The organism is Vibrio sp. TRT 17S01 (genome assembly GCF_050113695.1).
GTDB lineage: Bacteria > Pseudomonadota > Gammaproteobacteria > Enterobacterales > Vibrionaceae > Vibrio.
Genome location: NZ_JBNJOG010000003.1, coordinates 48,816 through 73,762, shown reverse-complemented (window position 1 = coordinate 73,762; position 24,947 = coordinate 48,816). Strand labels below are relative to the sequence as shown.

The window sequence follows — 24,947 nt, the reverse complement described above, 5'->3', positions numbered from 1 at the left end:
AACTCTACGATAGCTGTTTTAATGCCTGAACATTCAGGCCAACAATTTGGAAAGCCGTTTCTAATGCATCACGCAGTGTCGCATTGGTCTTCACTTCACCCACATTAATCCCCAGTTGAACCATAGTTTGAGCAATAGAAGGGGATACACCAGATACAAGGCAATCACAGCCCATCAATTGGGTCGCTTTAGTGATCTTAATGAAGTGGTTGGCTACGGCAGTATCAACAACCGCAACACCGGAAATATCCATGATGAAAATCTTAGCTCGATGTTCAGAAATTTTAGTGAGGACCGCACTCATAATGTCTTGCGCACGTTTTGAGTCGATGATGCCTACAATAGGCAGCATAAGGATGTCTTGCCAAATCATAGTAACCGGCGTAGACATAGCAAGTAGTGCTTCACTCTGCTCGGCAATCCGTTTATTAATCAGTCGAGAGTAAGTATCAACAACGATGGTCGTGTCCATATGGAGTAACTTAGTAAATGCTGTCACGAGCGAACTGTATTCGTCGCTATATAAGCTTCCGTCATACAAACGTTTAGTAAAAATCACCATCGACATATTCATGCCAGCAAAATAGCTGGGGAGCGACAAACCAACTCGAGCGTGAACCTCCCCAACATCTACCCTCTCTCTTAAATATTGCGTATCCACCTTTGCTTCAAAAAAGGTACGCCAATATTTCACCTGCGAGTCTTGTACTCTTTTGAGTTTATGGGTGTCATTAAAAAATTGCGTATATTCAGGTGTTTGCTCTAGCCAATCGTAAAAGTGTTTTACGTACTCATCGAGTTTTGGCACGATAATTTGACCAAACTTCCGAATCAACGCTAAATCCGCTTCCGTTAAGTCGTGCAGTTTCAGCATGTCATCAGCATTCATCGTGCTCCCAAAGTTCACTTGTTTGGTCATACAAACACTCCCTTTAATTATCGGTGGTCAGTTCTAAAACAAAACTAACGTCAAATTAAACTTTTGTACTAATAGTAGTTCATGAATATTTAAAAGCACTAACAAGTACTTGTAGTTGAGTTCGTTATCAACTGCGTCTATAAATATAGATGCGACCTAATAACAATTAATAAATAAAGGCTCATCTTCATTTGGCAAGCGGTGACTCTCAAAAAATAAATACAGTTAAGAGGCAACTATGCGTGTAAATCAACCGGTTACGCAAAAAGAGGTAACTTACCCACCAAGCTATAACCTGCTCTCTATCACATCACCGAGCAGTCATATCACTTATGCAAGTAAAGAGTTTTGTGAAGTAGCGGGATACACACTTGAAGAGCTCATAGGGCAACCTCATAACATTGTGCGTCATCCAGATATGCCGCCTGAAGCCTTCAAGGACATGTGGGAACACATTAAAGCGGGTAAATCTTGGATGGGGATGGTGAAAAACCGCTGTAAAAATGGTGACCATTATTGGGTTGATGCATTTGCGTCTCCGATTAAAAGTGACGGAAAAACCGTTGAATACCAATCGGTAAGGCTATGTCCAACAAGAGAAAATGTTGAAAATGCAGAAAAGTTATATAAGCGGATTCGTGAAGGGAAAACCCCTACCCAACTCAAACTACCACGAACACGTTTATGGCAACGCTGTGCTGCGATGATGATCCCTGCTGCCATCATCAGTTCAATTGTCGATGGCTTTTTATCTGGTTTGGGCGTGTGGGTGTTTTTGGCACTTAGCATCATGAGCGTTTTCCACCTAACTCGCCGCCTAGAAGCACTGTCAGGCGAGGCTCGTAAAGTATTCGACAATCCATTAATGGAACTTGTTTACACCAAACATGTTGATGACATCTCGGAAATACAACTCGCGTTGAAAATGCGCCAATCAGAAATCAATGCGGTTGTTGGACGGATTCAAGATTCCAATGAACAAGTTTCTCAAGCAGCGCAATCATCCACTGATAATTGCAATACGACCGCGGTTAATTTACAAGGACAAACCGCTGAAACAGAACAAGTTGCCGCGGCGATCAACGAAATGCACTCCACAGCCAATGAAATTGCCCAAAACGCTCAAATTGCTTCAGGAGCCACTGATCAGGCAAATCAAGCAGCAGAGGAAGGTAAAAATGCCGTAGAGGAAACCATTAACTCAATTAACATGCTTTCCCAGCAATTGAACGATGCATCTGATGTGGTTCAGCAACTTGCTGAGCATAGCCGCACTATTGGGGAAGTGCTCGAAGTCATTCAAGGGGTCGCTGAACAAACCAATTTACTTGCATTGAATGCGGCAATTGAGGCGGCACGGGCAGGAGAACAAGGTCGTGGTTTTGCTGTTGTTGCCGACGAAGTAAGAAAACTGGCACAACGCAGCCATGAATCAACCGAAGAAATTCAAAATATCATCACGTTGATCCAAACCAGTACCCAAAAAGCAGTGAGTGCAATGGAAGACGGCACTCAGCTTTCCAATGTATGTGTGGATAGCGCAACGGTATCCGGAGAGCGATTGGATGTCATGTTAACTCAAGTTTCCGATATTGCTGACAGAAACGGACAAATAGCCACTGCCGTTGAAGAGATGGCGAGAGTAACCGAAGACATGAATTCGAGCGTGCAATCCATTAGTGAAGTCTGTGCAGCTACCAATATTCTTGCAAGCGATACGAGAGATGAATGCCAAGGGCTGGTAGAAAATTTAGAGTCTCAAGGTAAGTTAGTGGGACAGTTCAGACGTATTTAGTCAAGCATTTAGAGCACAATTAAAGCCCCAAAACACGGGGCTTTTTCGTGATCTTTTAAACTCAATTGTGGTTATTCTGCCGAACCGCAATCTTATTACAAATGTACTCACCGATTGGAATCGCAGATGTCGCCGCAGGTGATGGTGCATTACACACATGCAAGCTACGAGGACTTTCTGCAAATAAAAAGTCATGAACCAAAGTGCCATCTTGTAATACAGCTTGCGCCCTAATTCCAGCAGGATATGGCTTTAGATCACTTATGGTTATTGACGGACAATATTTATTGACCAGTTTTAGATACCCCGCTTTCCACCAAGAGTTTTTCATCTCCATTAATCCAGTTTTAAAGTGCTTCGCTGTGACTTTCCAAAAGCCCGGAAAATTCACCATTTGCCAGCAATCTTTGAGGCTAATGTTGATACACCCATAGCCTTCGCGCTTCCACCCTTGTACTGCATTCGGGCCAACAGTCACTGAGCCATCAATCATGCGGGTTAAGTGAACACCTAAGAATGGTAAATCGGGATCAGGAATTGGGTAAATAAGGTGATTCACCACTTTGTTGTGGCGAACATCAAGTCGATAATATTCTCCACGATAAGGAATGATCTGGAAATCGGTTTTCAGTCCTAACATCTTCGTCATTCGGTCAGCCATTAAGCCTGAACACGTAACCAAAAATCGGGCGTTTAGCTGCATGCTTTGTCCATCAGAAATACAAGTAAGCTGAACTTCATCTTCAAGCTCATTCACTGCCACCACTTCCGTTCGCAAGCTTACACTGCCTTCTGATTGAGAGAATTCCTGAGCCATTTTTTCCGTCACTAAACGGTAATCAACAATACTGGTCGCTTTAACGTAGATTGCTCCCAAACCTGTAATATTGGGCTCTGCTAATTTCAGCTGGGCTTGGTCAAGTAATTCGACCTCAATTTCATTTTCTTGGCATCGTTGATACAGCGCTTCCATTCGCTCAACTTCCACTGCATTCGTGGCAACAAGCAATTTGCCGCAGTTTTCTACCGGTATTTGGTGTTTAGCGCAAAACGTTAATGTTGCATCCACCCCTCGTTTGCAAAATTCCGCTTTTAAACTGCCCGGAGCATAATAAACCCCTGCATGAATAACACCGCTATTGTGACCGGTTTGATGCTGAGCAAAGCCGGATTCCTTTTCAATCAATAAAATGGATTTGTCTGGAAATTGCTGTTTAAGTTGCCACGCGGTTGAGACACCAACAATGCCACCACCAACGATGATATAGTCGTATACTGCTTTCATTCTTTAACCTACTGCACTTCCTTTCGAATCGGTAGCTAGTCGCATTTGCTGCTCGTACCGACGGCCACTGTATATAAAAATCATGACAAATAATGTGCTTGCCAACACGCGCAACCAAATCGATACATCATGCCACACTAATACCGCACCTATCACAACTAAGGCGGCACGTAAGATAAGGTTTAATTCACCTTCAAGATAACCTTCGATCGCTGCCACAAAGGCATAAGTACCCACAATTGCAAACAGGCCAGTGATTAACACGGTACCAATGTCCCAACTAACTAAGCCAGTATAAGCAATTAATAACGGCACTAGATACAGCCCTTTAGCTACCTTCCATGCCATCAGGCCCGTTCTCATTGGTGGTGTTTTCGCAATAGTAGCGGCAGCAAAAGCGGTTAAACAAACCGGCGGAGTCACATTACTGTCTTGAGATAGCCAGAAGATGATTAAATGCGCAGCTAACAAAGCCAGCCCTACCGCTTCTATCCCTAAACTTTGCTCTAGTAATGTTTCCATAAAATCTGCTGGAACAACGGCGATCATTGCTTTGGCTTCTTCTATCGGCATCGGCGCGTTTAGTAAAGCGAGTTTATCAGGCGCCGCGAGCATGAAAATCGCTTTAGCTTGCTCTGGTAATTGCCCTGCCACCAGCATTTCTAAAAGCTGGTTTTCTGCGATCAATTTATACAATGCTGGCGCTGAAAGCGTTCCTAAAACGATGTAGGCCGCTGTTACTGGTAAGCCCATACCAAGCACCAACGATGCCAACGCAATTAACACCAACATAATCAACAAATCGCCACCCGCCCATTCATTAATCATCAGCGAGAACGTATTGCCAATACCCGTTGTACTGATCACATTGATCACCAAACCGATTCCAACGAGTAAAACGGCAGTTGTTGCCATGTTTTTTGCGCCTTGGGATAAGGCTTCAACAATCGCTTTAGGTCCCATTTTATGGTCTTTAGAAAACCAAGAAGCCACAACCACAGACACAATCGATAACCCGGCGGCATACGTTGGCGTAAAGCCTTGCACCAATAAACACACCAAAACAACAAGCGGAATAAGGTTATTCCAACCGGATAGCAACACTTTCAATAAAGACTGATCCGACACGGTCACTTTTTGAACCCCACTGCGCTTTGCTTCAATACGAACAAAAAAGGCAACTGACAGAAAATAAATCAGAGCGGGCATAAAAGAGACGGCGATAATATCAACATACGGAATTTGAGTGTACGAAGCCATAATGAACGCACCCGCGCCCATGACCGGAGGCATCAATTGCCCTCCGGTTGATGCAGCTGCTTCAACACCGGCAGCGAATCGCGATGGAAACCCCGCTTTTTTCATCAAGGGAATACTGATCACCCCGGTTGAAACGGTATTTGCCACACTTGAACCAGAAACGGACCCCATCAACCCAGAGCCAATAACCGCAATAAACCCAGGGCCGCCGATAATTTTTCCTGCTGCCGCTCTAGCGACATTGATAATGTAATCCCCAACACCAGATCGCACTAAAAACGCACCAAACAGGATAAACATGAAGACAAAACTCCAGCTAATGCGCGATATCGAACCAAACATTCCTTCAGATGAATAAAAGCTGCGATACAACAGGGTTTCTAGACTCAACCCCGGGAAATGGAATATTCCAGTGGCCCATTTCCCCCAAAGAACCACATAGCTTAAACACAGCACAATCAACACTGGGATAAACCAACCCATTGTTCGCCGAATTAGTTCAATAACTATCAAAATGGCAAGAATAGCGAAAACCCAATCACTGGTAACGAATTTAACCCCACGCTCGTACAAGGCATCTTCGGCGTAAGGGATGTATAACAAGCAGGCTAAAGCCGCGACAGCAATACCAACATCAAGTGTTAACGCAAGCTTACTGCGTTTTAATGAACGATGAGCCGGATACCACAATGCACAGATAGCAGCGAAGCCCGCAAAGTGAGTAGCAGAGATCCAAAGCTCAGGTAACGTAGAAAAGGTATTAAACCAAATATGCAAAACTGACAGGATCACCCCGAATAATGTGATCAATCGTGTGACCCACGGAAACTCCGTACGGGTGGGTAGCTCAAACTTTTGCAGTTCGTGCTCAATAGAATCGCTCATCGAAAACTCCAACATCCATATTTTATCATTGTTATTTCAGGCCCCGAATCCGAGGCCAGAAGAGCACGGGTTACATCAAAGCTTCAGGTATGTTGATACCCATTTCTTTGTAGTAGCGAGCTGCGCCGGGATGAAGGGGAACAGGTAGTCCAGCAATGGCTTTCTCAATCGCCATCGCTTTAGTGGCCTTGTGAATGCCTTGCAAGAATGGCAGATTTTCGTAGATGGCTTTCGTCAGCTGGTAAACATCTTCTTCAGAAATATCTTCTCGAACCGCAAGAAAGTTTGGCTGTGCTATCGTCGTAATGGGTTTATCAACACCCGGATAGGTATTGGCAGGGATAACGTACTTCGTCCACAACTGATAGTTACCATTGGCCTTTTTAATTTGCTCATCAGTGAATGACAATAACTGAATATCGCTCCCCAACGCCGCAAAAGCTTGTGTCACAGCGCCAACCGGAACGCCAGCGGGCGTATTCATACCGTCAATAGTGCCATTTTGAAGCGCACTCGCACTGCCACCATACCCCATATACGCGAGTTTAAATTTGTCTGGATTGATGGACAGTTCTTTCATGATCTGGCGGCCAGAATTTTCAGTCCCTGAATTCTTTTTACCGATAGAAAACTTCTTGTTTTCTAGATTATTGAGATCAGTCACCGTCCCCGTTTTTGCCAATTCTGCTCGTACAATAAAATGCTCGACGTTTTGCCATAGCATGGAAACCGAACGAAGTTTTTCCTGACGTCCCGTTTTACTGTAAGGGCCTTCACCAGACCAAGCCCACGCCCCATATAACCCTTGTAAGATCGCAAACTGTGCCTCATTTTCATTCAGCAGTTTTACGTTTTCACCAGATCCAGCAGAGCTGATAGCAGACAGAGAAAATTGATGTTTCGGTGTCAACTTCACCTTACTCAGTGTCGCTAATGCCACTCCTACAGGGTAATAGGTTCCACCAGTTGATGCGGTCGCTAAGATGTAGCTGCGATCTTGCGCAGAAACACTCGTTGCTACTCCAAATGATGCCAGTGCCACAGCTAAGGTTTTGACAATTGTCTTGTACTTCATTGTTACTCTCCGTGTAATACGTTCACGTTAAGGAATTGTTAACCAACACCTATAGAGCAAGCATAATGCCACATGATCTTTTTCATACATTTCATGTAGATAGGAAAAATAATGCTTTAAATCAGCAAAATTACGCCGATTTTCGCCTATCTCAGTGAGCAAGATTTTGCTCATGTCACCACCATGATTGAGCTTATCCAACTCACATTTACTACATTTATGTGATCAATTTAAATCAAATGTTATTTTTATGTATAAGCAAGTTCTTGCCGATCGTATTTCACTGGTCGATTAAACCTTGGTGTAATCGATACGGCTCAGACCCAATTTCTGCATCTTCTGATTCAGTGTCCTTCTCGGTAAATCCAATTCATTCATCACATCCGTGATCTTACCTTGATGCCGCAACAACGCTTCATGAATCACCTTTCGTTCAAAGTTCAATAATTGGGTCGCTAAGGGCACACCAGCATGCGTACTTTCAACGGTGCTATTTGGCCTTTGCGATAAGATCTCAACCACAGAAAGCGTGTCATCCAAAGCAAAGCGGATCGCAACATTTCTCAGCTCTCGCACATTACCCGGCCATGAATAAGCAAGGAGCGAACGAGCATCCGCATCACTGACTGAGCGAGTCTCAGGATTGGCTTGCAAAGCGAAATGCTCAAATAGGAGCAACGCATCATGATCCCGTTCACGCAATGGTGGAATATGAAGCTGCGCGACATTCAGGCGATAGTAAAGATCTTGACGAAATTCAGCGTGGTGCAACAAGTCTTCTTTGGCTGCGGCAATCACCCTGATATCTACCGGAATCATTGTATTAGCACCAACGCGCTCTACCACATTCTCTTGCAGGCATCGAAGCACCTTTACTTGCATGTTTAATGGCATGCTTTCGACTTCATCAAAGAAAACCGTACCTTTATTCGCATGTTCCAACTTACCGATGCGGCGCTTAACCGCTCCGGTAAAGGCTCCGGCTTCATGACCAAACAATTCACTTTCAAATAGGTTTTCTGGAATTGCGCCACAATTAAGAGGAACAAAGTGATGCTTGTGACGCTGACTCATCTCATGCAGTGCCGTTGCTACCAGCTCCTTGCCTGCCCCCGTCTCTCCATAAATAATAACGTTGGTATCTATCGTTGCTACGCGAGCAACCTGCTCACGTAGCTGTTTCATTACATCACTTTGACCAATCAAAAGTTGCTCAATACCTGATAGTGCTTGTAAATACTGCAAACGTTCGTCACAAGCGTTCTGATGTACATGTTGCTCTACCGCGCTTGCTACCGTTGTCGAAAGACGTTCTGGATTAAATGGCTTTTCGATAAAGTCATAAGCGCCTAATTGAAGCGCTTTGACCGCCATATCGACATCGCCATGCCCTGTGATCAAGATGACAGGCGCTATCACATCAGCATCACGTAGCTGGCTGAGCAAGTTGATACCGTCGATATCCGGTAATTTTACGTCCGAAATCACCGCTTGATGCACGCCATTTGGTAATGCCAACAGAGCATCAGTTGCATTGCTAAACACATCAACATGAAAGCCTGCTAATTCAAGCCATTGAGTCGTCGCTTGGCGAACAATATCGTCATCTTCAATTAATGCAATGAGAGGAGTGTGCTGTTTTTCCATAACGGTGTACCACTAATACCTATGCCCGCTAAGGTAGGCGAACCGCGCACAACAGAAAAGGAGCTGGATCTCACTTTTAGGTAACAATGCTTTAACAAGCATACTTGAACACGCAAGCTGTGCTGGCTATGTATAGGAGCCCATCATGTTGCGTAAGACGTTAATTGCCATCGCCGTGGCTATGTTTCTCTTTTTATCACAGTGGATAACAACGCAATTTGTCTACCAGTGGAAAACAGAGCAAACATTGGAAGCCAAGCAGCAAGACTTACTCAACTATATTGGTGACGTGCGCCGGGCACTTAAGCGGTTCTATCACCTACCCTACCTGATCACAAATAGCTCAGGCACGTTGAGGTTGGTGACAGGAGAAACACAGCTTAAGCCTACATTAACGCATGAGCTTACGTTACTTGATCAAGCAGCTAACACCAAGGGATGGTATCTGCTATCCAATACTGGGCAAGTCTTGGTTTCAAGTAATAAAAACAAATCATTACCTCAAGCAGATATTCAGTCGATCGTAGATCAAATCCACCAGCAAGGAGAAGGCGTTACGCTCGTAAGCCGAACTCGCGGTAGCACACCTTTTTATTATCTTGCGGCCCCTGTTTATCACGATCTCGACATCGCGGGGATTGCCGTGGTTCAAATTAACCTCAGCTTGCTAACCGAGCAGTGGCTCACCAGTGACGACCTTTTGTTTGTACAGAACCAACGGTTGGACTATTTCTTATCAACCTCGTCGCAATATCCTGTCAGTTGGCTCAACGACAATGCCGCAACTCTCAGCCTTACAGACCAAACCTTAAATAGTGGCACGCGAATAAAGCACCTCACACTAAGCCAACCTTATCTGGCTCAACAGGTAAAACTGGATGACCTTCAATGGCAACTCAGTTACCTCTCTCCTCTCGCACCCATCAGGCAGTTAGCAACCATTGCGGGTTGGAGTGTCGCATTGTTTAATTTATTGCTGATTTTATTGCTGATCATTATTTACCAGCGTCGTCAAAAGGCATTAGGTCAAATGCGGATTCAAAAGCTATTGCAAGAGTCCCAACAACGGCTGAATCAGATCATCAATAAAACCCAAGTGGGCTTACTTTTATTGGACAACAACGGACGCTTGTTTGAAATCAATCCCATGGCGCAGCGACTGTTTTCATTACCCGATAACCTTGCAAAACAGACTCCCGCTTGGCACTTGTTTGATGTCGGAAACCCAAATTCCACCACATTACAATTACTCAAAAACTTAAGCCGTCATCGAGAGCTCGCCGAAATTACTGGGGTTGAAACACTGGCCAAACGGAGTGACAGCAGCCTATTTCCTGTTCTTTTTTCGCTCACCTCTTTTGTCTGGCATGGTGAACCCTATTACTTAGCGACCGTCTTAGACATCAGTAAACGAAAAAAAGCCGAACAAGCTCTGCAACAAGCAAACCAAGCACTGGCTAAACGGGTAGAAACCCGCACAGAACAGCTCAAGCAAGCACAGCAAGAGCTTATTGAAAGTAGTAAGCTTGCTGCACTTGGCCGAATGTCGAGTGCCATCACGCATGAACTTAACCAGCCACTGACCGGACTTAAAACCTTGATTACCAGCAACGAAGTCTTGATGGTGCGAGGAGAAAGCCAGCTATTACAAGATAATAACCGCCTAATACACCAGTTAATTGAACGTATGACCCGTATGACGACTCAGCTGAAATCTTTCGCGTACAATAAGCCAGAATCATTGCATCCCGTCTCCTTAACCGATGCAATCGCCGAAACCCTTCGCATCTATCAAGCTGAATTAGCATCCATCGACGTTCATGTTCGGCTTGCAACCCAATTGCCTAATGTTATGGGCGAAGAACAACGCATCCGTCAGATACTTGGTAATCTAATCAAAAATGCAATCGACGCCCTTCATCAACAGACTCAGCCTCAGTTAGTCATTTCAGCCTGTCAGATAGACAAATGGATAGAAGTATCCATTACAGACAATGGTTGCGGTGCGGATGATAACCAACTGGATCATATGTTTGAGCCCTTTATGACGAGCAAGAAAATCGGAGAAGGGTTGGGACTAGGATTGTCCATCAGTGCCAATAATATTCGTGATATGCAAGGAATGATTGAGGTAAAACGCAATAAGTCGGCAGGTTTGACGTTTACATTTAGGCTACTTGCACAATAATCGGCAAAAAAAGGCAGCCATGTTGGCTGCCAAACGAGACACTAACCCAAGGGTTAGCCTTGCTGAGTTACCCCATTTTGTCGTTTTCTACTTCAAAGACGCATAATAAGCGGCGATATTAGTCATATCTTCTTCTGTGAGAGGGGCAATCATTGCGCTCATTGTCGGATCTTGGCGAGATCCTTCTTTGAACGCTTTCATCTGTTTCACCATATAAGCCGCTTTTTGTCCTGCCAAGTTCGGATAGAGGTCTGTGGGCGAAATTCCATTCGCGCCGTGGCACGCAATGCAGGTAGCCGACTTCGCTTTGCCAGCCTCGATATCGCCTGCAATTGCACTACCCGATGCGGCACACAACAGAACAGCACTTGCCATCACCAAACCAAGCTCTTTCTTCATCATTGATACTCCATTTTTGTTCGATAAAGTAAGTGCGCCGGGGTCCCTACTCCCCGACGCATTACTGAGTTAAACGATATTACGAGGGGCAAATGAGAACGCTCGGAACTCATGCTTGTACTTGGATTCCCCTAACTTCTTAATGTTGGCAACACCCATCTTGAAGTTGTAGTTCCCGGAGATTTGGTCCACCACCCGTGTTGTTAACGAATTAGATGGCTGACGCATATCGATCATATTGGCGTAAAGAGTGCCCTTCTTCACCGCAGGCGTCACAATCGCAACTGCCGTAACCGCCGCTGTATCCAATTTAATATGGCCATTCTCCATCAGCTTACTGAACTGGAAGTCATCACCATGAACCCCGAGAATAGTGTCCTTAAAGTTAGCCACACGATCGGAGTACATCATGACTTGGTCACCCGACTCTATTCCGCGCTTTTTAGCGTCATCAGGGTGAATCTCAACCCAGTTTTCTGGCCAGCGTTGAATGACGTACGCACGGCGCTCGACATCATCAAAACCGGATTGCCAGATCTCATTGATACGGCCATTGGAGAACCAAAGCTCTTCTTCTTTTGGCTGAAGCCACGCATAGAAATCGCTAAACAAATCCCAAGGGTGTTTTTGCAGATTCACTTTACCAGTTTGGCTGTTAAACGCAGTAAGCTGTTTCTTCAACACATTAGCTCCTTGAGGCCCATCGGTTAACCCTTTCTCTGCTAAGGTTTCTGCCGTCATCTCCGTATCATGAAGACGTTTAGTTCCCACCAGCTGCTTGGTGTCGTAGTTATAGAATACTGGCCCTTGAATGCCATCCGTGCCGTACTCCAATAACTTTTCATGCAATGTTTTGCCTTCAGCATGAGCCGCAACTTTGATCATATGGAAATCTTTACGACTTCCCCGACTAAAGCGAGACGCTTCTTCTGCAACATCGTTTGAGTTATTCCAGTCGAAACCGTCATAGCCTATGCGCGTTGCAAGCTGACTGATGATCCACCAATCTGGCTGCGCTTGCCCGGGGGCATCAGCAAACTTTTGATACAGACGTAATCGGCGTTCACCGTTAGCTCGCATAAAGTCCACTTCACCCCAAGTTGCTGCCGGGAAAACAATATCGGCAAACTTGGCACCAATGGGGTCACGCAAGTAAATATCTTGATTGATCACCACCATACCACCGGAGTCGGCACGCCTTTTCAAAGTGTCGATGATCTCTTGTTTGTCATAACTAAACACTTGATGCGGGTTAGCAACCGTCAGCTCCCAGAACTTCTTCTGTAGCCCTTGGCTACCACACATAGCTTGAATCCATGTCGTGCCAATCACATGGGCAAAGCGTGTATGGCCTGAGTATAAGTAACGGTCAGTATCAATTGAGCGACGACGACGTCCCGGTACTTTCTCTGGGGATTTGTTACGCGGAAGCTTACCACCGGACTGACCACCACGTTGGTGACCACCGAATCGACCAATGACGCGCCCTTCACGTCCTCCAGTGCCAATCACTGTGGCTAGCGCCGAAATAGCATTGGTATTACCGGTGTTATTGGACCAGTAAAAGCCTTTTTCGATACCAATTGAAGCTTTCGGGCGCACACCATCAACTGGTTTTGCTAACATTTCAGCCGCTTTGTAGATCTTATCGACATTAATGCCCGCCAGTTTGGCTGCATACTTAGGATCGTACTCTTTCTGTGCCAGATTCCATTTCTTATAGTCTTCAAAACCATTGGTCTGGAACTTGCCCCAAGTTGTTCGCCACTGCCAAGGCGTGTTACGTGTACCTTGACCAAAGCCTGAGCTGGACTCCCATTTGTTGTTAACCCAATTTTGCAGCCACTCGCTGTCTTCCCAACCTTTCTCCAAAATAACGCGAATGATTGCACCGACAACTAAATTATCCGAACCCGGATTCAGGTCGATATGCAAGCCACCTTGTTTCTTAAGCCAAGCGATACCTGCGGTTTCACGCGGATTAAGCATGATGGTTTTCATACCACGTTGTACCGCTGGCATGATGAACTGCGTAAAGATGATGGTTTTCGTCTCATACGGATCAGTACCACAAATCATCAGCGTATCGGCAGCGCCCCAATCGTCGTAGCTTGGCCCAAAGTTATCAAAACCTGCATCTCGGAATCCGGGGGTAGACGTTACGTCCGAAGGAGTATCGTGGAACGTAAAGTTCGCCGTATTAACATGGCGCAATGCGTATTTAGTGATCGCGTAGGTATTTTCAATATATTGGTATGAGAAGGTTTTTACCCCATAGGCATTGGCACCATGGGTATCAATCACATGCTTACCTACCTCCGCTGCAATATCGAGCGCAAACTCCCATGGCACAGGTTGTAAACTCCCTCCAATACGCACCAAAGGTTGCGTTAAACGGTCACGAGTTCCAGTTGATGGGTTGTAGAGTTTTTGTGCCAGCAACCCACCTCGCATCGAGGAGTCACCCGTTTTATTGACCGCTTGAGTATCTTTATCCGGAACCACCACAATATTGTGCGGTTTGCCGTTGTGCATCACCACATTGTGCTGAGCAGGAGCCACCCAAGCTTGAAGTGGCGCACTTGGGAAATTGACACCAAATGCGTTTTCACTCGCTTTCATACCACCGTTCGCTTGTTCAAGCGGCCAGCGGTAAACCTTGTAACCACATGCAACCACGCAGTAGTCACATGCCGTTGTCAGCACTTCTGCATTTTTAGGAGGCAGCGGCGCATGATCTTCAGGAATATAGAAGTTAGTCGTCATGATTACGCCTCCTGCATCGCAATTATGTTTTCAGTTCGGCCAAATAACAGCCCCATAATGCCCACGGCATATATTTCATCACCATCTAGCTCAAGCAGTACCTGTGGTAAGCTCTCATACGCTTGACCAGAAACGATAATGCCGTGTCTGCGCATATCAAAAGTAGACAGGTGGAATGGACACTGCCCCAACACCCGGTGTTCACCAACTACTTTATATTGACCATTGAGCGGACCGCCTTGGTGAGTACACATCAAAGAGAAGCCGACCACATCTTGTTTGGGGCCAATACCACCGCCTGCTGGAACATCCATTTTGACCAAAATACCTTGGCTATTTGGTCCATCATCGGGGTAGTTGAAATACACAGGTTTATTGGCTTTAAGATCACTCAATTTGCCAAGTAACTTTCTCGGATAACCCACGACCCGAGCATTGGTGTGCATAGCTTGTGCTGTTCCGGGGAACAAGGTGATCGGCATAACGCTTGCCGCCCCTGCCGTCACCCCGCTGTACATCAAAAACTTACGACGTGACATCATGCATTTCCGATGTTCTGTAGCACTCTCTTTTTTATTCGCTTTATCTTTACCGAAAATCATTTCTTCACCTCCGCCAATTCTTCTTCACTGAACAAGCGCTGATATTCAGGCAGCTTCGGATAATCCATGGTGATGCGCTCTCCCGAGAAAGCGTCAATAAACGCCAGCAAGTCTTGTTTCTCTTCAGCCGTCAACCCAAGTGGCTGAATAAGCGGACTTTTGGTTTGTGGGAAGTCTGTGGTACGTCCATCTTTTGCAATACCGCCTCGGTCATAGAAATCCACTACATCGGCCAAGGTCGCAATGGTGCCATTGTGCATGTATGGCGCGGTGTACTTGGTATAACGGATACTTGGCGTACGGAATTTACCTTTCATCTCCTTGCGTTTGCCGCGGAAATACACCCCGGGATCCGCTTTAGTCTCACGATACATCTTTTCGTTAGAGCCCTTAGCGTAGAGTTCATAACGGAAAGTGATCTGAGCAAGTGGGTCGCTTTCCCAGCGTTTATTGGTTGGCACACCTATGTTGTAGTTCTTTTGATCAGACGCCAGCGCACCATTGTGACAAGCGATGCACTTTGCTTTGCCTTCAAATAAGGTTTTACCTCGTAGCTGCGCTTCTGTAAGGGCCGATTTATCACCCATTAAGTAGTTATCCAGCGGTGTATCGGTTTGTACTAATGTGCGCTCAAACGCCGCAATGGCTTTCCATGCGTTGCTGACTTTCGGATAGTTGTCACCAAATACATGATTAAAGCGTTCAACATAATCTGGCACCAATGCTAACCGTGCTTCCATGATGTCATCTTCGCCGTTACCCGCAACACCCCCTTTCGCCGCACTTTTCGCTTGTCCTTCAAGAGACTTGGAAGAGCCGGCCCAGAATAGTTTCTGGTAGTAGGCGGAATTAATAATTGTCTGACTATTTCGCCAGTGCACCGTGCCCGGATAACCTAAAGACAAGTCCCCAGGGAAATCCCAACCTAGTGCAGGATTGTGACACGCAGAGCAAGGGGTTGTGGTATCACCCCCTAAGCGGCCATCAAAGAAAAGTAGTTTACCTAACTCAACTTTCTCCGGTGTTGTGGGGTTATCTTTTGGTGTTGGCACGTCACCAAGCGGTGCCAACGCCGGATAGCTTTTTCCATCCAGTTGCACTGCTGGCAGGCTGGCTGCAACTTGATCTGCCGTTAACGACTTATCGTCTTGTTTAGCGCAAGCTGGTAATGCGGTCAGAGATAAGGTCAGTGCCGTCATTGCAGACAAGGTGATTGAGTTCATTTTCATCTCGTCCTCCTCAGTTTTTCGCGTTGCGCCAATCGGAGATCAGCTTGTAGTCGTAATCGTTCGCCATCCAAACGTGTTTCTCGCTCGTCAGCGGTTCACTAGACAAAGATTTCAGGAAAGCCACCAACTGCGCTTGCTCTTTATCGCTGAGGTTCAATGGCTTAAGTCGAGCATCTTTATTACTATCTTGCCCACCACCAGCGCTATAAAATGCAACCACATCTTCAAGCGTCGCTAACATACCGTTGTGCATGTAAGGTGCTGTCTGGTTAAGCTCTCGCAATGTTGGCGTCATGAACTTACCCATGTCGGTTCCATCTGCCTTGTGCGTCTGAACGTGTGCACCGACGTCACGTTTAAGGTTCATGTAATTCTCATTTCCCATAAACATGTTGAAGGCAATGAAAGTTTGATGACGCATTGGGTCGCGGAAAATATCTAAGTTTTCAGGAACACCCGTGTTGTATGGCTTAGCATCAGTAAATAACGGGCCATTGTGACAAGAGGCACACCCCGCTTTGCCCTTGAATAAAGCAAAACCTTTTTTAGCCTCTGAACTGAGTTTGTTGTTATCAAAAGGTGTTGGGTTTGAAGTGAGTGTTTTCAGATACTCAGGAATGGCTTTGCGCACGGAACCATTTGATGGTTCACCATAACCGGCATCTTTGAACATTTTCACGTAGACTGGATCTTGCTTAAGACGCTCTTGCATCAATCGCATGTCCATATTCATCAACCAATCTTCCGTAATATTTTCACGCGTTACATCGTTAAGATTGGTCCCGATTCTTCCATCGTGGAACCACACTTTTTTGTAGGCTGTATTGATTAAAGTCGGTACGTTTCGAAAACCTTTGCTGCCCGTATAAGCAGGTGACAAGGCTTCCGGGTAAGAATATCCATTCTCGGGTTTATGACACGACGCGCAAGACAATGCGGTATTGCCAGAGAGTCGAGTATCAAAGAACAGGCGTTTTCCTAATTCTGCTTTTGCAGCATCGACTTTCAATTTCGGTAGAGGGCCAAACTTCGGCTCTCCCTGACTCCAAACTGAAAATGACACCGTTACGGTAGCAGCAAGGATCAGCATTTTTTTCATTGTTATGCTCCTTAGCTTCCAGCTAGTTGCTGCGCCATTCCAGTGTGTTATGTGCGCAGCGTTTTATATTCGCCACTACTGGTTGAGCATAAACCGTTCCAATTTCCCCCATTAAATTTTATTGTTTATAATCAAACAATTAAGAGCAATTTGAATCAGATCACATCGTATTTTTTTGAACGATTCGTTTAATTCACTCACATATAAGTGAACATATCGTTCAATCACTTCACGGCTTGCGTGCACCATCCATAAACCAAATTATGTAACCAACTGTTTTTAAGAGCTTTTTAACGGATAAACATTCAGGCATAAAACCTGCTAAACACCTTGTAAGCAAAAGAGAGAAAAGGATGTGGGCATGGACAAAACCATCACAAATCGAGGTGAGAATTTAGAAGCCGCTAAACAGTCAGCACAACAATTATTGATCGAGTTACTCCAACAAGGAGATGAAGCACAGCGCTGCTATGCGGCTGGCGTAGTAGCAGCAAACAAGATTAGCGCGACGGAGCCAGCTCTGAACGACTGTTTGTATCACCCCGACCCTGATGTCGTCATCGATGCGGCATCAGCACTTGCTCAGCTTCAAGGCGGTAACGTTGATTCACTGTGTGAAGTGGTGAAATATCACCCTGAAAGCGATGCTCGCATTGGCGCACTTCATGCTTTATCTCATCACTTAACGCTCAACCCTGTAGACAAATTGGTCCAGCAAATCGCTCAAGGACGGCTTGCGGATGATAAATGGGGGCTAAGCAGTGATTGGGACGATTGGTGGGATCTTCAGTTCGAAGCGGTCAGTATATTGGTTGAGCACCCAAGTCCTGCTTATCTCAAGCTGTTTCAGGAAGTGCTTGAACAAGACCCAGAGCCCGAACTAGAAAGCATATTATATCGGGGCATCGCTAAACTTGATGCCAGTTGGATTACTGATCGCCTACTCACAGCGCCGCTCACAGAAAGGCGCAAATTGCTTAAAGCCCTCAAATTTAGTGAAACTCAACTCGCAAAAGCATTTTTGTACAAACACCTCACGGATGACGACCCACTCTGTCGGCGCATTGCCATCGAGGCACTAACGAGCAAGCATGCTAGCGAATATTTTGGGGACATAGCCAAACGCCTTCAAGATACGGATGAGCAGGTGCAAAAAGCAGCAATAACCGGACTAGAACAACTGTCTCGGTATGACGAAATCGATAAAAGCCGATTATTAAGCTACTTGAAAACGGCGGCACCCGCCGCTCGAACACAACTGATTCAGTTGATGCACCAACAAAGTCTGGAAGAACAAGATTACCCGCTGATCATCGATATGCTTTGTGCCAATGAACCAAATGCTTTTGTGGCGTTTTTACAACAAGCTAATCCTGCTTTGCTCTCTTCCGCTCAGCAGCAACAACTTGTCTCCATTGCGGTTGAGTTACTTGAGAATGACCAGCTAGGAACCCACATACAAGCACCGCTTATACGTGCGTTAATTTCGTTAAACTCGCATATTGATGCTCTGTTGCCAGCACTTGAACAGCGGATTTTACGCTGCAAAGAGAACAGTGATGTACCTTTCTACGATACTTCAATTCGGCAAGCGTGCTTTGATCTAATAAGCCAGCTCTCACATCCAAACTGCCAGCACTTGATCAGAACCGCCATTTTTGGCCTGAGTGCTTACCCTGACACCATAGAAGTCAATGAAGCCGAAAAGGAAAACGAGCAAAACGAAGCGTTATTAGAAGCGTTGGCACAACACGATGTTCCCGCCCAATACCAAACTGAAAATACACCGTCTTCGACCATAGCGGCGATCACTCAAACCAACTTAGAAGCCAAATTAGATGTCCAACACCAACAAGACGATCAACAAACCAATATCGTTGAGATGGTGAATGAACTTGATGACGAACTGGCGTCCTTTGGTCAGGTGGTCAAAGAGCACTTTGACAGTGCAGACAACCTCAATTTAAATCGTAAGAAAATCGCCCGACTACCAGAATACGACAATAAAGTTCTCGCATTGCGTGCTTTAGGGCAAGCCTCTAACCCACAAGCGGTTGAGTGGTTAATTGAGGCCTTGTTAGGTGCCAATGACAGCGAGCTGCGTGAAATATTCCAATCCCTGACACATCAAAAGAAAGCACTTAACCCATCCAACCAAATTCATAATGCAATCGGCGCCGCAGCAACCACTATTTTCGGTGGTCACCCATTAACTCAGCAACATGCGTTGAAGTACCTCGCTTGTGTTCCAACATCCAAAGCCCTTCCGCTGCTACTCGAAGCGCTAAAAAGCTCAGATGAGCACGTTCGGCTTAGCGCTCTATTTACTGTGGAACAGCACCTTTCTAAATTGACGCTGCAATATAAGCCTGTGGTTAAAACCGCTATCTCAGTGCTACTAGATGACCCTGCGGGTGGCGTCCGTAAACAGGCGCTCAAACTCAGTTGTTTACTCAGGGAGCCAGATGAAAGCATTGAGTCGGTCATACTTCTTCCGATACACGATCAAGAATGTCACACCATCGCTTTTCAACACTTTAAAATGTTTCAGGCCCATGCCCTAAATTGGCTTACGCAACACTTGAATTCCCTATCGCCAGAGCAACAACCCAATGGCATTAAACTGATGGGTGCATTAATGACTTAGCTCAACGTAAGTGCTAGCTCCCATTCGTAACAAGGAATGCCCGTAAAAACGCGGGCATTCACACAAAAACATCAACCGTTAAAGACGCTTCAACACAACTTTTTTACCCTATAACTAACGCTCAATTTTTTAAGGTCTTCATGAGAAACATCCAACATAAGCCGACCAAGAAAGCCTTCTTCTCTGAATGGCTTCTCTGGGCAATTCCGGGGTACCTTGTTCTGGGAATCTGGATGAACCTACATTATCTGCTGAGCGTGGATAACGACAAACAGTATGCGCTTCACAACGAGCGGGTCATTGTTGGGCTAATTGAAGAGATGTTAGGGGAAACCTTAATTCGCATGTCTGCAGATGCAAAAAACCTTAGTTACGTTGCCAGCAATACTCTTTCTTCTCAAGTTGCCCCTTATGCCTCATTAAAAGCCTACTTTGTTCAGCTTAGCGTGAATAATCACAGTTATGATCAAATTCGCTTTCTCGATACTCAAGGTTTCGAACGGTTACGGGTCAACAATAACAATGGCGAAATCTCAGTCGTCCCAAGAGCTAAACTGCAAAATAAAGCTCACCGCTATTACTGGCAGTATTCAAACCGATTAAGTAAAGGAGAAGTTTATATCTCCCCCCTTGATCTCAACGTTGAAGAAGGTGAAATACAAAAACCAATTAAACCAACCATTCGAGTAGGAACTCCGGTTTTTGACGACCAAGGCAAACGACTCGGCGTGATCATTCTGAACTACAAAGGCAATCAGCTCATCAACAAACTTATTGCTGTCGCGCCAGAGTTCACTAACCACGTTTACCTCTACAACCCAGATGGTATCGCCGTCATTCATCCAACCGATGCCAAAGGCAGTAACTTTGCGGTTTCAAAAGACAAAAATATGCCCGAGGACGTGTTCGACTGGATAATTTCGCAAAAAGAAGGGCAACGCTTTTTAGGCATCAACTATTATACTTTTGCCCAAATTGAAGCGCCTAATAGCGGCAACTGGACCGTTGTTTCGGTGTTTCCTACCGAGCGCTTTAACCTTTCACGTATTGCGTTTCACAGCAACTACAGCTTGTTCTATTGTCTTCTATTTGTCTTAGTCAGTGTGGCGGCCTTTATTTTCAGCCGCTATCGCGTTCAAACTCGCTTTCTCCACCAGCAACAGCGTTATGAGCAGCAGTTTCGTCATACACTTGAGAATATCCAGTTAGCTGCGGTGAGCATCAACCGAGAAGGCATCATCACTTTCTGCAATGACTTTTTCCTGAGTATGGTGGGCTATCGCTCAGAGCAAGTTATTGGCCACCCTTGGGTCGAGCGGTTTATTCCCAAAGAATTACAAGTTCAAGCTCAAGAAGCCTTAGATGAAGCCATTCGCCAACAAACCCATCAGCCACATAGTGAAAGTGTAGTGCTAAGCCAAACAGGGGAAATCCACTTAGTTTCTTGGACATCCACCTTTACGGAATCAAACAACCAAGAAGTTTCCCTAACACTGCTTGGAGAAGATGTGACCGAACAGAAGATGGCACAAGATCAGCTTCAACGCTTAAGCCACGCCGTTGAACGAAGTCAGAACTCCGTGATGATCACTGACCTGACTGGACGCATTGTGTATGTTAATCCGGTGTTTTGTGAACTTACCGGATATCAACGTGAAGACGTTTTAGGGCAAACACCACGGTTTCTACAATCGGGAGAAATGGACAGTTCTGAGTACCAAAATTTGTGGCAAACCCTTGAGGAAGGGCAAGAGTGGCGTGGCGAGTTTCATAACCGCAAAAAGAACGGTGAACTCTTCTGGGAACGTGCACGTATTTCCCCGGTAAAAGACGTCGATGGTCGAACGCTGTATTACGTAGCGGTGAAACAGGATATCAGCGAAGAAAAGAGGCTCGCACAAGAAGTTGAAACACAAACGCGCGAACGTATTCATCATGAAAAACTGGCCGCCGTTGGTAAAGTCGTCAGTATGATTGCGCATGATCTGCGTAACCCACTCAGCTCGATAAAAATGGTGCTACAGCTCCAAGCCAGAACGCAAAAAAATGAGATGTTTGATATCTCCCTTGAGCAGGTGCGCTATATGGAAGCCATCTTAGAAGAGCTGCTGGCTTATTCTCGCCCTGATCAATGCAAACCAGAGTGGATAGATTTAAACAAGCTGCTTGAAACACTCGCCGCCAGTCAGCAAAAGCTTAGTAAACAAAACAACGTTAATATTACCTTGAGCCTACAACCTAATTTACCCACGCTTTACGCCGACCCAACTAAACTGCGTCAAGCGTTACAAAACCTGCTGCTCAATGCCATGCAAGCGGCACAACAAGAGACAACAGAGCCACCACAAGTGGTGATCTGTTCAAATATCATGATCACAGATTCCGAGACTCAACTGCTGATAGATATTGAAAATAACGGCCACTCCATTGATCCTTGTCTTGTAGACAAAGTATTCGAACCTTTCTTTACCACTAAAGCGAAAGGCACAGGATTAGGGCTGGCGATTGTGCAGCGTATCATTGATGCTCACAAAGGGCAGATTCAACTGATACCTTTACCTCAAGGGACACAGGCACGGATACGCATTCCCGCCTCCCCTTCAAATACAACACCCCTGCCGGCAACGGCTAATACGTAATACAGGAAGTCTTTGACCATGAGTAAGCTGTTAATTGTCGATGACGACACTGGAATTAGCCGAATGTTACAGCTGCACTATTCCGAGCAGCACGACGTTAAAACCGCCCACTGCGTTGATGATGGTGTATCCATTGCGCGAGATTTCTGCCCAGACGTGATCATCTTAGATATCCGCATGGAAGGAAAATCTGGCATCGAAGGAATTGCAGAGTTCAAAGCCATTTCATCGAGCGTTCGCATTATTATGATCACCGCCTTCCATGATATGGATAGCACCATTACGGCAATGCAAAAAGGTGCGGATGAGTACATCCACAAACCCATTGATATCGATGAATTGGATAAGGCCGTTGCTACCGCCATAGAGTATCGCGCTTCTACGCATCAAGACGCCCTGACAATTCCAGACACGTATGGCCATTCGATGGTAGGTTCTTCCCATACGATGAAAGAGATATACAAAACCATCGGCCGTGTTGCCCTTACGAATGCTTCCGTCATGATCACTGGTGAGTCTGGCACAGGTAAAGAAATGGTCGCTCGGGCTATTCATAACGCTGGACGTCCCTCAGGCTCCCCTTTCGTAGCACTTAACTGCGCTGCACTGGTAGAAAACCTACTGGAGTCTGAGATGTTCGGGCATAAAAAAGGCGCATTTACTGGAGCTATCTCCGAACAAGCAGGTAAATTTGAGCTGGCCAATCAAGGCACACTGTTTCTTGATGAAGTAGGTGAACTCTCGCCTCAAATCCAAGCCAAGTTGCTAAGGGTACTGCAAGAGAAAGAATTTACGCCACTTGGCGGCAAACAGCCCGTACGTACCTCTGCACGCATTATTTCCGCAACGAACATCGATTTTGAACAAGCCATCAATGATAAACAGTTCAGAGAAGACCTGTTTTATCGCTTACAAGTTGTCAAAATACATATCCCGCCATTGAGAGAACGCCCTGAAGACTTACATGATTTGATCCCCGCCCTGCTCGCTCGTGCGAACAAAGAACTTGGAACAAAAGTGACCAAAGTAGCGCTGGATGCAATGGATACCCTCTGTCGTTATCCTTGGCCCGGGAACGTACGTGAGTTGGAAAATACGCTGACAAAAGCCGTTGCATTGTGCCCGGGAGACATCCTCACAGCGGATCTATTTGAGGAACTCAAAACGGATTTAATCACTCAAGAAGACAGCAATACCTCAGCCAATCTAAGCTTGCAAGATATCGAGTACCACCATGTTCTCAAGGTATTAGAGTCCGTCAACGGTCATAAAGGAAAAGCTTGTGAAATCCTCAAGATCAGCCGCCCTCGACTGCAACGAATCCTTGAAAAAAGTGAACTTTAACTAGGGCCTGTTGATCTTTCGCGGTTAAATTTTGTTCGAACTCTATGCCTTTTAATCGCGACGCAAGGTGTGACGCCTGCTCATTCTAAGCAAATACCTTGCAACAAAGAGTAAAAGGCATAGAAACGAACCCCTTGGGCAGCATTTGGTAGACGTTGCGGCATTCCAATTTATTTACATCTTCTTACATACAAGCTATTTACCTTTGAGTTAACTCCAATGTTTATAATCCAGTTATGAAAACCGATTGGGTGATAACGAGTCCATAAGGAGCAATCTCATGAGCCACGTCCATGCACACAATGAAAATACGAGCACAACCAAGTTGATTGGTGCCGTGTTCATTAATGTTTTACTCACCATTGTTCAAGTGGTTGCGGGGGTTTTATCAGGTAGCCTATCTTTGCTGGCAGATGCCTTGCACAACTTAAGCGATGCAGGAGCCATCGTCGTCGCAATTATTGCCAAAGTGATCGGCAACAAACCTGCCAATAAGAAAATGCCTTACGGCTACAAACGAGCAGAAATGATCGGTGTATTAATCAACAGTTCCACGTTGATCATTGTTGGCATCTACCTTGTTGTTGAAGCTATAAATAAATACTTTAACCCAACCCCCATTAATGGGTGGATCGTATTTGGCGTCGCCGGATTTGCGTTAGTTATCGATATCATTACCGCTTACATCACCTACACCTCTGGGGCAAAAGAGAGCATGAACATCAAAGCGGCGTTCATTCATAATGTATCAGATGCTTTAGCATCGCTTGTCGTGATTGCCGCCGGGTTACTCATCGTTTTTTATCAGCTCTATATTGTTGATATTATTGCGACATTACTTATCTCGATTTACGTCATTTATCATGGTTTAGTCTTATTGCGTGACAGTGTTCGAGTGTTGATGCAAGCCGCACCAAAACACATCGATATTGATGACGTGATCAACACCATATCTGAGCAAAATGATGTTGAACGTGTAGACAGTGTGAGGGTGTGGCAATCAAACGAACACAATAACTACTTAGATGCGAAAATCGTCATCTCCAACCTTGAATTTGACCTTGTCCGAACTGAAGTCAAACAAGCACTTCACTACAAATACGGCATAGAAGATAGTGTTATTGAACTCATTCATGTGGATTCAACAAGCTAACCCAACCAATCTAAA

16 protein-coding genes are annotated in these 24,947 nt (G+C 45.4%); 6 read left to right on the top strand and 10 right to left on the bottom strand.

From position 1 onward, the window contains the following. Positions 1-4: 4 nt before the first annotated feature. Entirely contained in the window at positions 5-919 is a 915-nt protein-coding gene (locus ACQEXS_RS05970) for a protoglobin domain-containing protein (RefSeq protein WP_427013153.1), read from the bottom strand. A 238-nt stretch (positions 920-1,157) separates the two neighbouring features. On the opposite strand from ACQEXS_RS05970, the gene ACQEXS_RS05965 reads away from it, so the two are divergent. Further along, positions 1,158-2,714 (top strand): methyl-accepting chemotaxis protein, encoded by a 1,557-nt coding sequence (locus tag ACQEXS_RS05965; protein WP_427009760.1) that lies wholly within the window; start codon positions 1,158-1,160, stop codon positions 2,712-2,714. A 61-nt stretch (positions 2,715-2,775) separates the two neighbouring features. On the opposite strand, the gene lhgO is transcribed toward ACQEXS_RS05965, so the two are convergent. The 4 genes from lhgO to ACQEXS_RS05945 form a co-directional block, all read right to left on the bottom strand. Continuing rightward, entirely contained in the window at positions 2,776-3,999 is a 1,224-nt protein-coding gene (gene lhgO, locus ACQEXS_RS05960; RefSeq protein ID WP_427013152.1) for an L-2-hydroxyglutarate oxidase, read from the bottom strand. Positions 4,000-4,002: 3 nt separating this feature from the next. Next, the gene (locus ACQEXS_RS05955) at positions 4,003-6,144 is read right to left on the bottom strand and encodes a TRAP transporter permease (protein WP_427013151.1); all 2,142 of its coding nucleotides are present in this window, start codon (positions 6,142-6,144) and stop codon (positions 4,003-4,005) included. Between the two features lie 70 nt (positions 6,145-6,214). Beyond that, complete coding sequence (locus ACQEXS_RS05950; RefSeq protein ID WP_427013150.1) at positions 6,215-7,219, bottom strand: TAXI family TRAP transporter solute-binding subunit; 1,005 nt, start codon at positions 7,217-7,219, stop codon at positions 6,215-6,217. 291 nt (positions 7,220-7,510) lie between these two features. Continuing rightward, a complete protein-coding gene (locus tag ACQEXS_RS05945; protein ID WP_427013149.1) occupies positions 7,511-8,866 on the bottom strand; it encodes a sigma-54-dependent transcriptional regulator in 1,356 nt (451 codons plus the stop codon). Between the two features lie 145 nt (positions 8,867-9,011). Between ACQEXS_RS05945 and ACQEXS_RS05940 the strand changes: the two genes are divergently transcribed. After that, entirely contained in the window at positions 9,012-11,054 is a 2,043-nt protein-coding gene (locus tag ACQEXS_RS05940; protein WP_427013148.1) for a sensor histidine kinase, read from the top strand. 87 nt (positions 11,055-11,141) lie between these two features. On the opposite strand, the gene ACQEXS_RS05935 is transcribed toward ACQEXS_RS05940, so the two are convergent. The 5 genes from ACQEXS_RS05935 to ACQEXS_RS05915 form a co-directional block, all read right to left on the bottom strand. Next, on the bottom strand, positions 11,142-11,456 hold the full coding sequence (locus tag ACQEXS_RS05935) for a c-type cytochrome (RefSeq protein ID WP_374144841.1): 315 nt from the start codon (positions 11,454-11,456) through the stop codon (positions 11,142-11,144). Positions 11,457-11,522: 66 nt separating this feature from the next. Continuing rightward, entirely contained in the window at positions 11,523-14,219 is a 2,697-nt protein-coding gene (locus ACQEXS_RS05930; protein ID WP_427013147.1) for an arsenate reductase (azurin) large subunit, read from the bottom strand. A gap of 2 nt (positions 14,220-14,221) precedes the next feature. Then, positions 14,222-14,821, bottom strand: coding sequence for an arsenate reductase (azurin) small subunit (locus ACQEXS_RS05925; protein ID WP_427009767.1), 600 nt, complete (start codon positions 14,819-14,821; stop codon positions 14,222-14,224). Next, positions 14,818-16,050: a cytochrome-c peroxidase gene (locus ACQEXS_RS05920; protein ID WP_427013146.1), complete on the bottom strand. Its 1,233-nt coding sequence runs from the start codon at positions 16,048-16,050 to the stop codon at positions 14,818-14,820. The genes ACQEXS_RS05925 and ACQEXS_RS05920 overlap by 4 nt, the downstream gene beginning before the upstream one ends. A gap of 10 nt (positions 16,051-16,060) precedes the next feature. After that, complete coding sequence (locus ACQEXS_RS05915; RefSeq protein WP_427013145.1) at positions 16,061-17,149, bottom strand: cytochrome-c peroxidase; 1,089 nt, start codon at positions 17,147-17,149, stop codon at positions 16,061-16,063. A gap of 361 nt (positions 17,150-17,510) precedes the next feature. Here ACQEXS_RS05915 and ACQEXS_RS05910 point away from each other — a divergent pair, with 361 nt between their 5' ends. The 4 genes from ACQEXS_RS05910 (at position 17,511) to ACQEXS_RS05895 (ending at position 24,932) form a co-directional block, all read left to right on the top strand. Next, positions 17,511-19,796, top strand: coding sequence for a HEAT repeat domain-containing protein (locus tag ACQEXS_RS05910; RefSeq protein WP_427013144.1), 2,286 nt, complete (start codon positions 17,511-17,513; stop codon positions 19,794-19,796). Positions 19,797-19,936: 140 nt separating this feature from the next. Next, on the top strand, positions 19,937-22,435 hold the full coding sequence (locus tag ACQEXS_RS05905; protein ID WP_427013143.1) for a PAS domain S-box protein: 2,499 nt from the start codon (positions 19,937-19,939) through the stop codon (positions 22,433-22,435). 18 nt (positions 22,436-22,453) lie between these two features. Next, positions 22,454-23,779 (top strand): sigma-54-dependent transcriptional regulator, encoded by a 1,326-nt coding sequence (locus ACQEXS_RS05900; protein ID WP_427013142.1) that lies wholly within the window; start codon positions 22,454-22,456, stop codon positions 23,777-23,779. 280 nt (positions 23,780-24,059) lie between these two features. Further along, on the top strand, positions 24,060-24,932 hold the full coding sequence (locus ACQEXS_RS05895) for a cation diffusion facilitator family transporter (RefSeq protein WP_427013141.1): 873 nt from the start codon (positions 24,060-24,062) through the stop codon (positions 24,930-24,932). Positions 24,933-24,947 lie beyond the last annotated feature (15 nt).

Excerpts from the sequence above, each read along its gene's own strand:
- ACQEXS_RS05900 (WP_427013142.1), top strand. The coding sequence starts at position 22,454 with ATGAGTAAGCTGTTAATTGTCGATGACGACACTGGAATTAGCCGAATG.
- lhgO (WP_427013152.1), bottom strand. The coding sequence starts at position 3,999 with ATGAAAGCAGTATACGACTATATCATCGTTGGTGGTGGCATTGTTGGT.
- ACQEXS_RS05895 (WP_427013141.1), top strand. The coding sequence starts at position 24,060 with ATGAGCCACGTCCATGCACACAATGAAAATACGAGCACAACCAAGTTG.
- ACQEXS_RS05950 (WP_427013150.1), bottom strand. The coding sequence starts at position 7,219 with ATGAAGTACAAGACAATTGTCAAAACCTTAGCTGTGGCACTGGCATCA.
- ACQEXS_RS05935 (WP_374144841.1), bottom strand. The coding sequence starts at position 11,456 with ATGATGAAGAAAGAGCTTGGTTTGGTGATGGCAAGTGCTGTTCTGTTG.
- ACQEXS_RS05920 (WP_427013146.1), bottom strand. The coding sequence starts at position 16,050 with ATGAAAATGAACTCAATCACCTTGTCTGCAATGACGGCACTGACCTTA.
- ACQEXS_RS05930 (WP_427013147.1), bottom strand. The coding sequence starts at position 14,219 with ATGACGACTAACTTCTATATTCCTGAAGATCATGCGCCGCTGCCTCCT.
- ACQEXS_RS05945 (WP_427013149.1), bottom strand. The coding sequence starts at position 8,866 with ATGGAAAAACAGCACACTCCTCTCATTGCATTAATTGAAGATGACGAT.
- ACQEXS_RS05970 (WP_427013153.1), bottom strand. The coding sequence starts at position 919 with ATGACCAAACAAGTGAACTTTGGGAGCACGATGAATGCTGATGACATG.
- ACQEXS_RS05910 (WP_427013144.1), top strand. The coding sequence starts at position 17,511 with ATGGACAAAACCATCACAAATCGAGGTGAGAATTTAGAAGCCGCTAAA.
- ACQEXS_RS05940 (WP_427013148.1), top strand. The coding sequence starts at position 9,012 with ATGTTGCGTAAGACGTTAATTGCCATCGCCGTGGCTATGTTTCTCTTT.
- ACQEXS_RS05955 (WP_427013151.1), bottom strand. The coding sequence starts at position 6,144 with ATGAGCGATTCTATTGAGCACGAACTGCAAAAGTTTGAGCTACCCACC.
- ACQEXS_RS05905 (WP_427013143.1), top strand. The coding sequence starts at position 19,937 with ATGAGAAACATCCAACATAAGCCGACCAAGAAAGCCTTCTTCTCTGAA.
- ACQEXS_RS05925 (WP_427009767.1), bottom strand. The coding sequence starts at position 14,821 with ATGATTTTCGGTAAAGATAAAGCGAATAAAAAAGAGAGTGCTACAGAA.
- ACQEXS_RS05915 (WP_427013145.1), bottom strand. The coding sequence starts at position 17,149 with ATGAAAAAAATGCTGATCCTTGCTGCTACCGTAACGGTGTCATTTTCA.
- ACQEXS_RS05965 (WP_427009760.1), top strand. The coding sequence starts at position 1,158 with ATGCGTGTAAATCAACCGGTTACGCAAAAAGAGGTAACTTACCCACCA.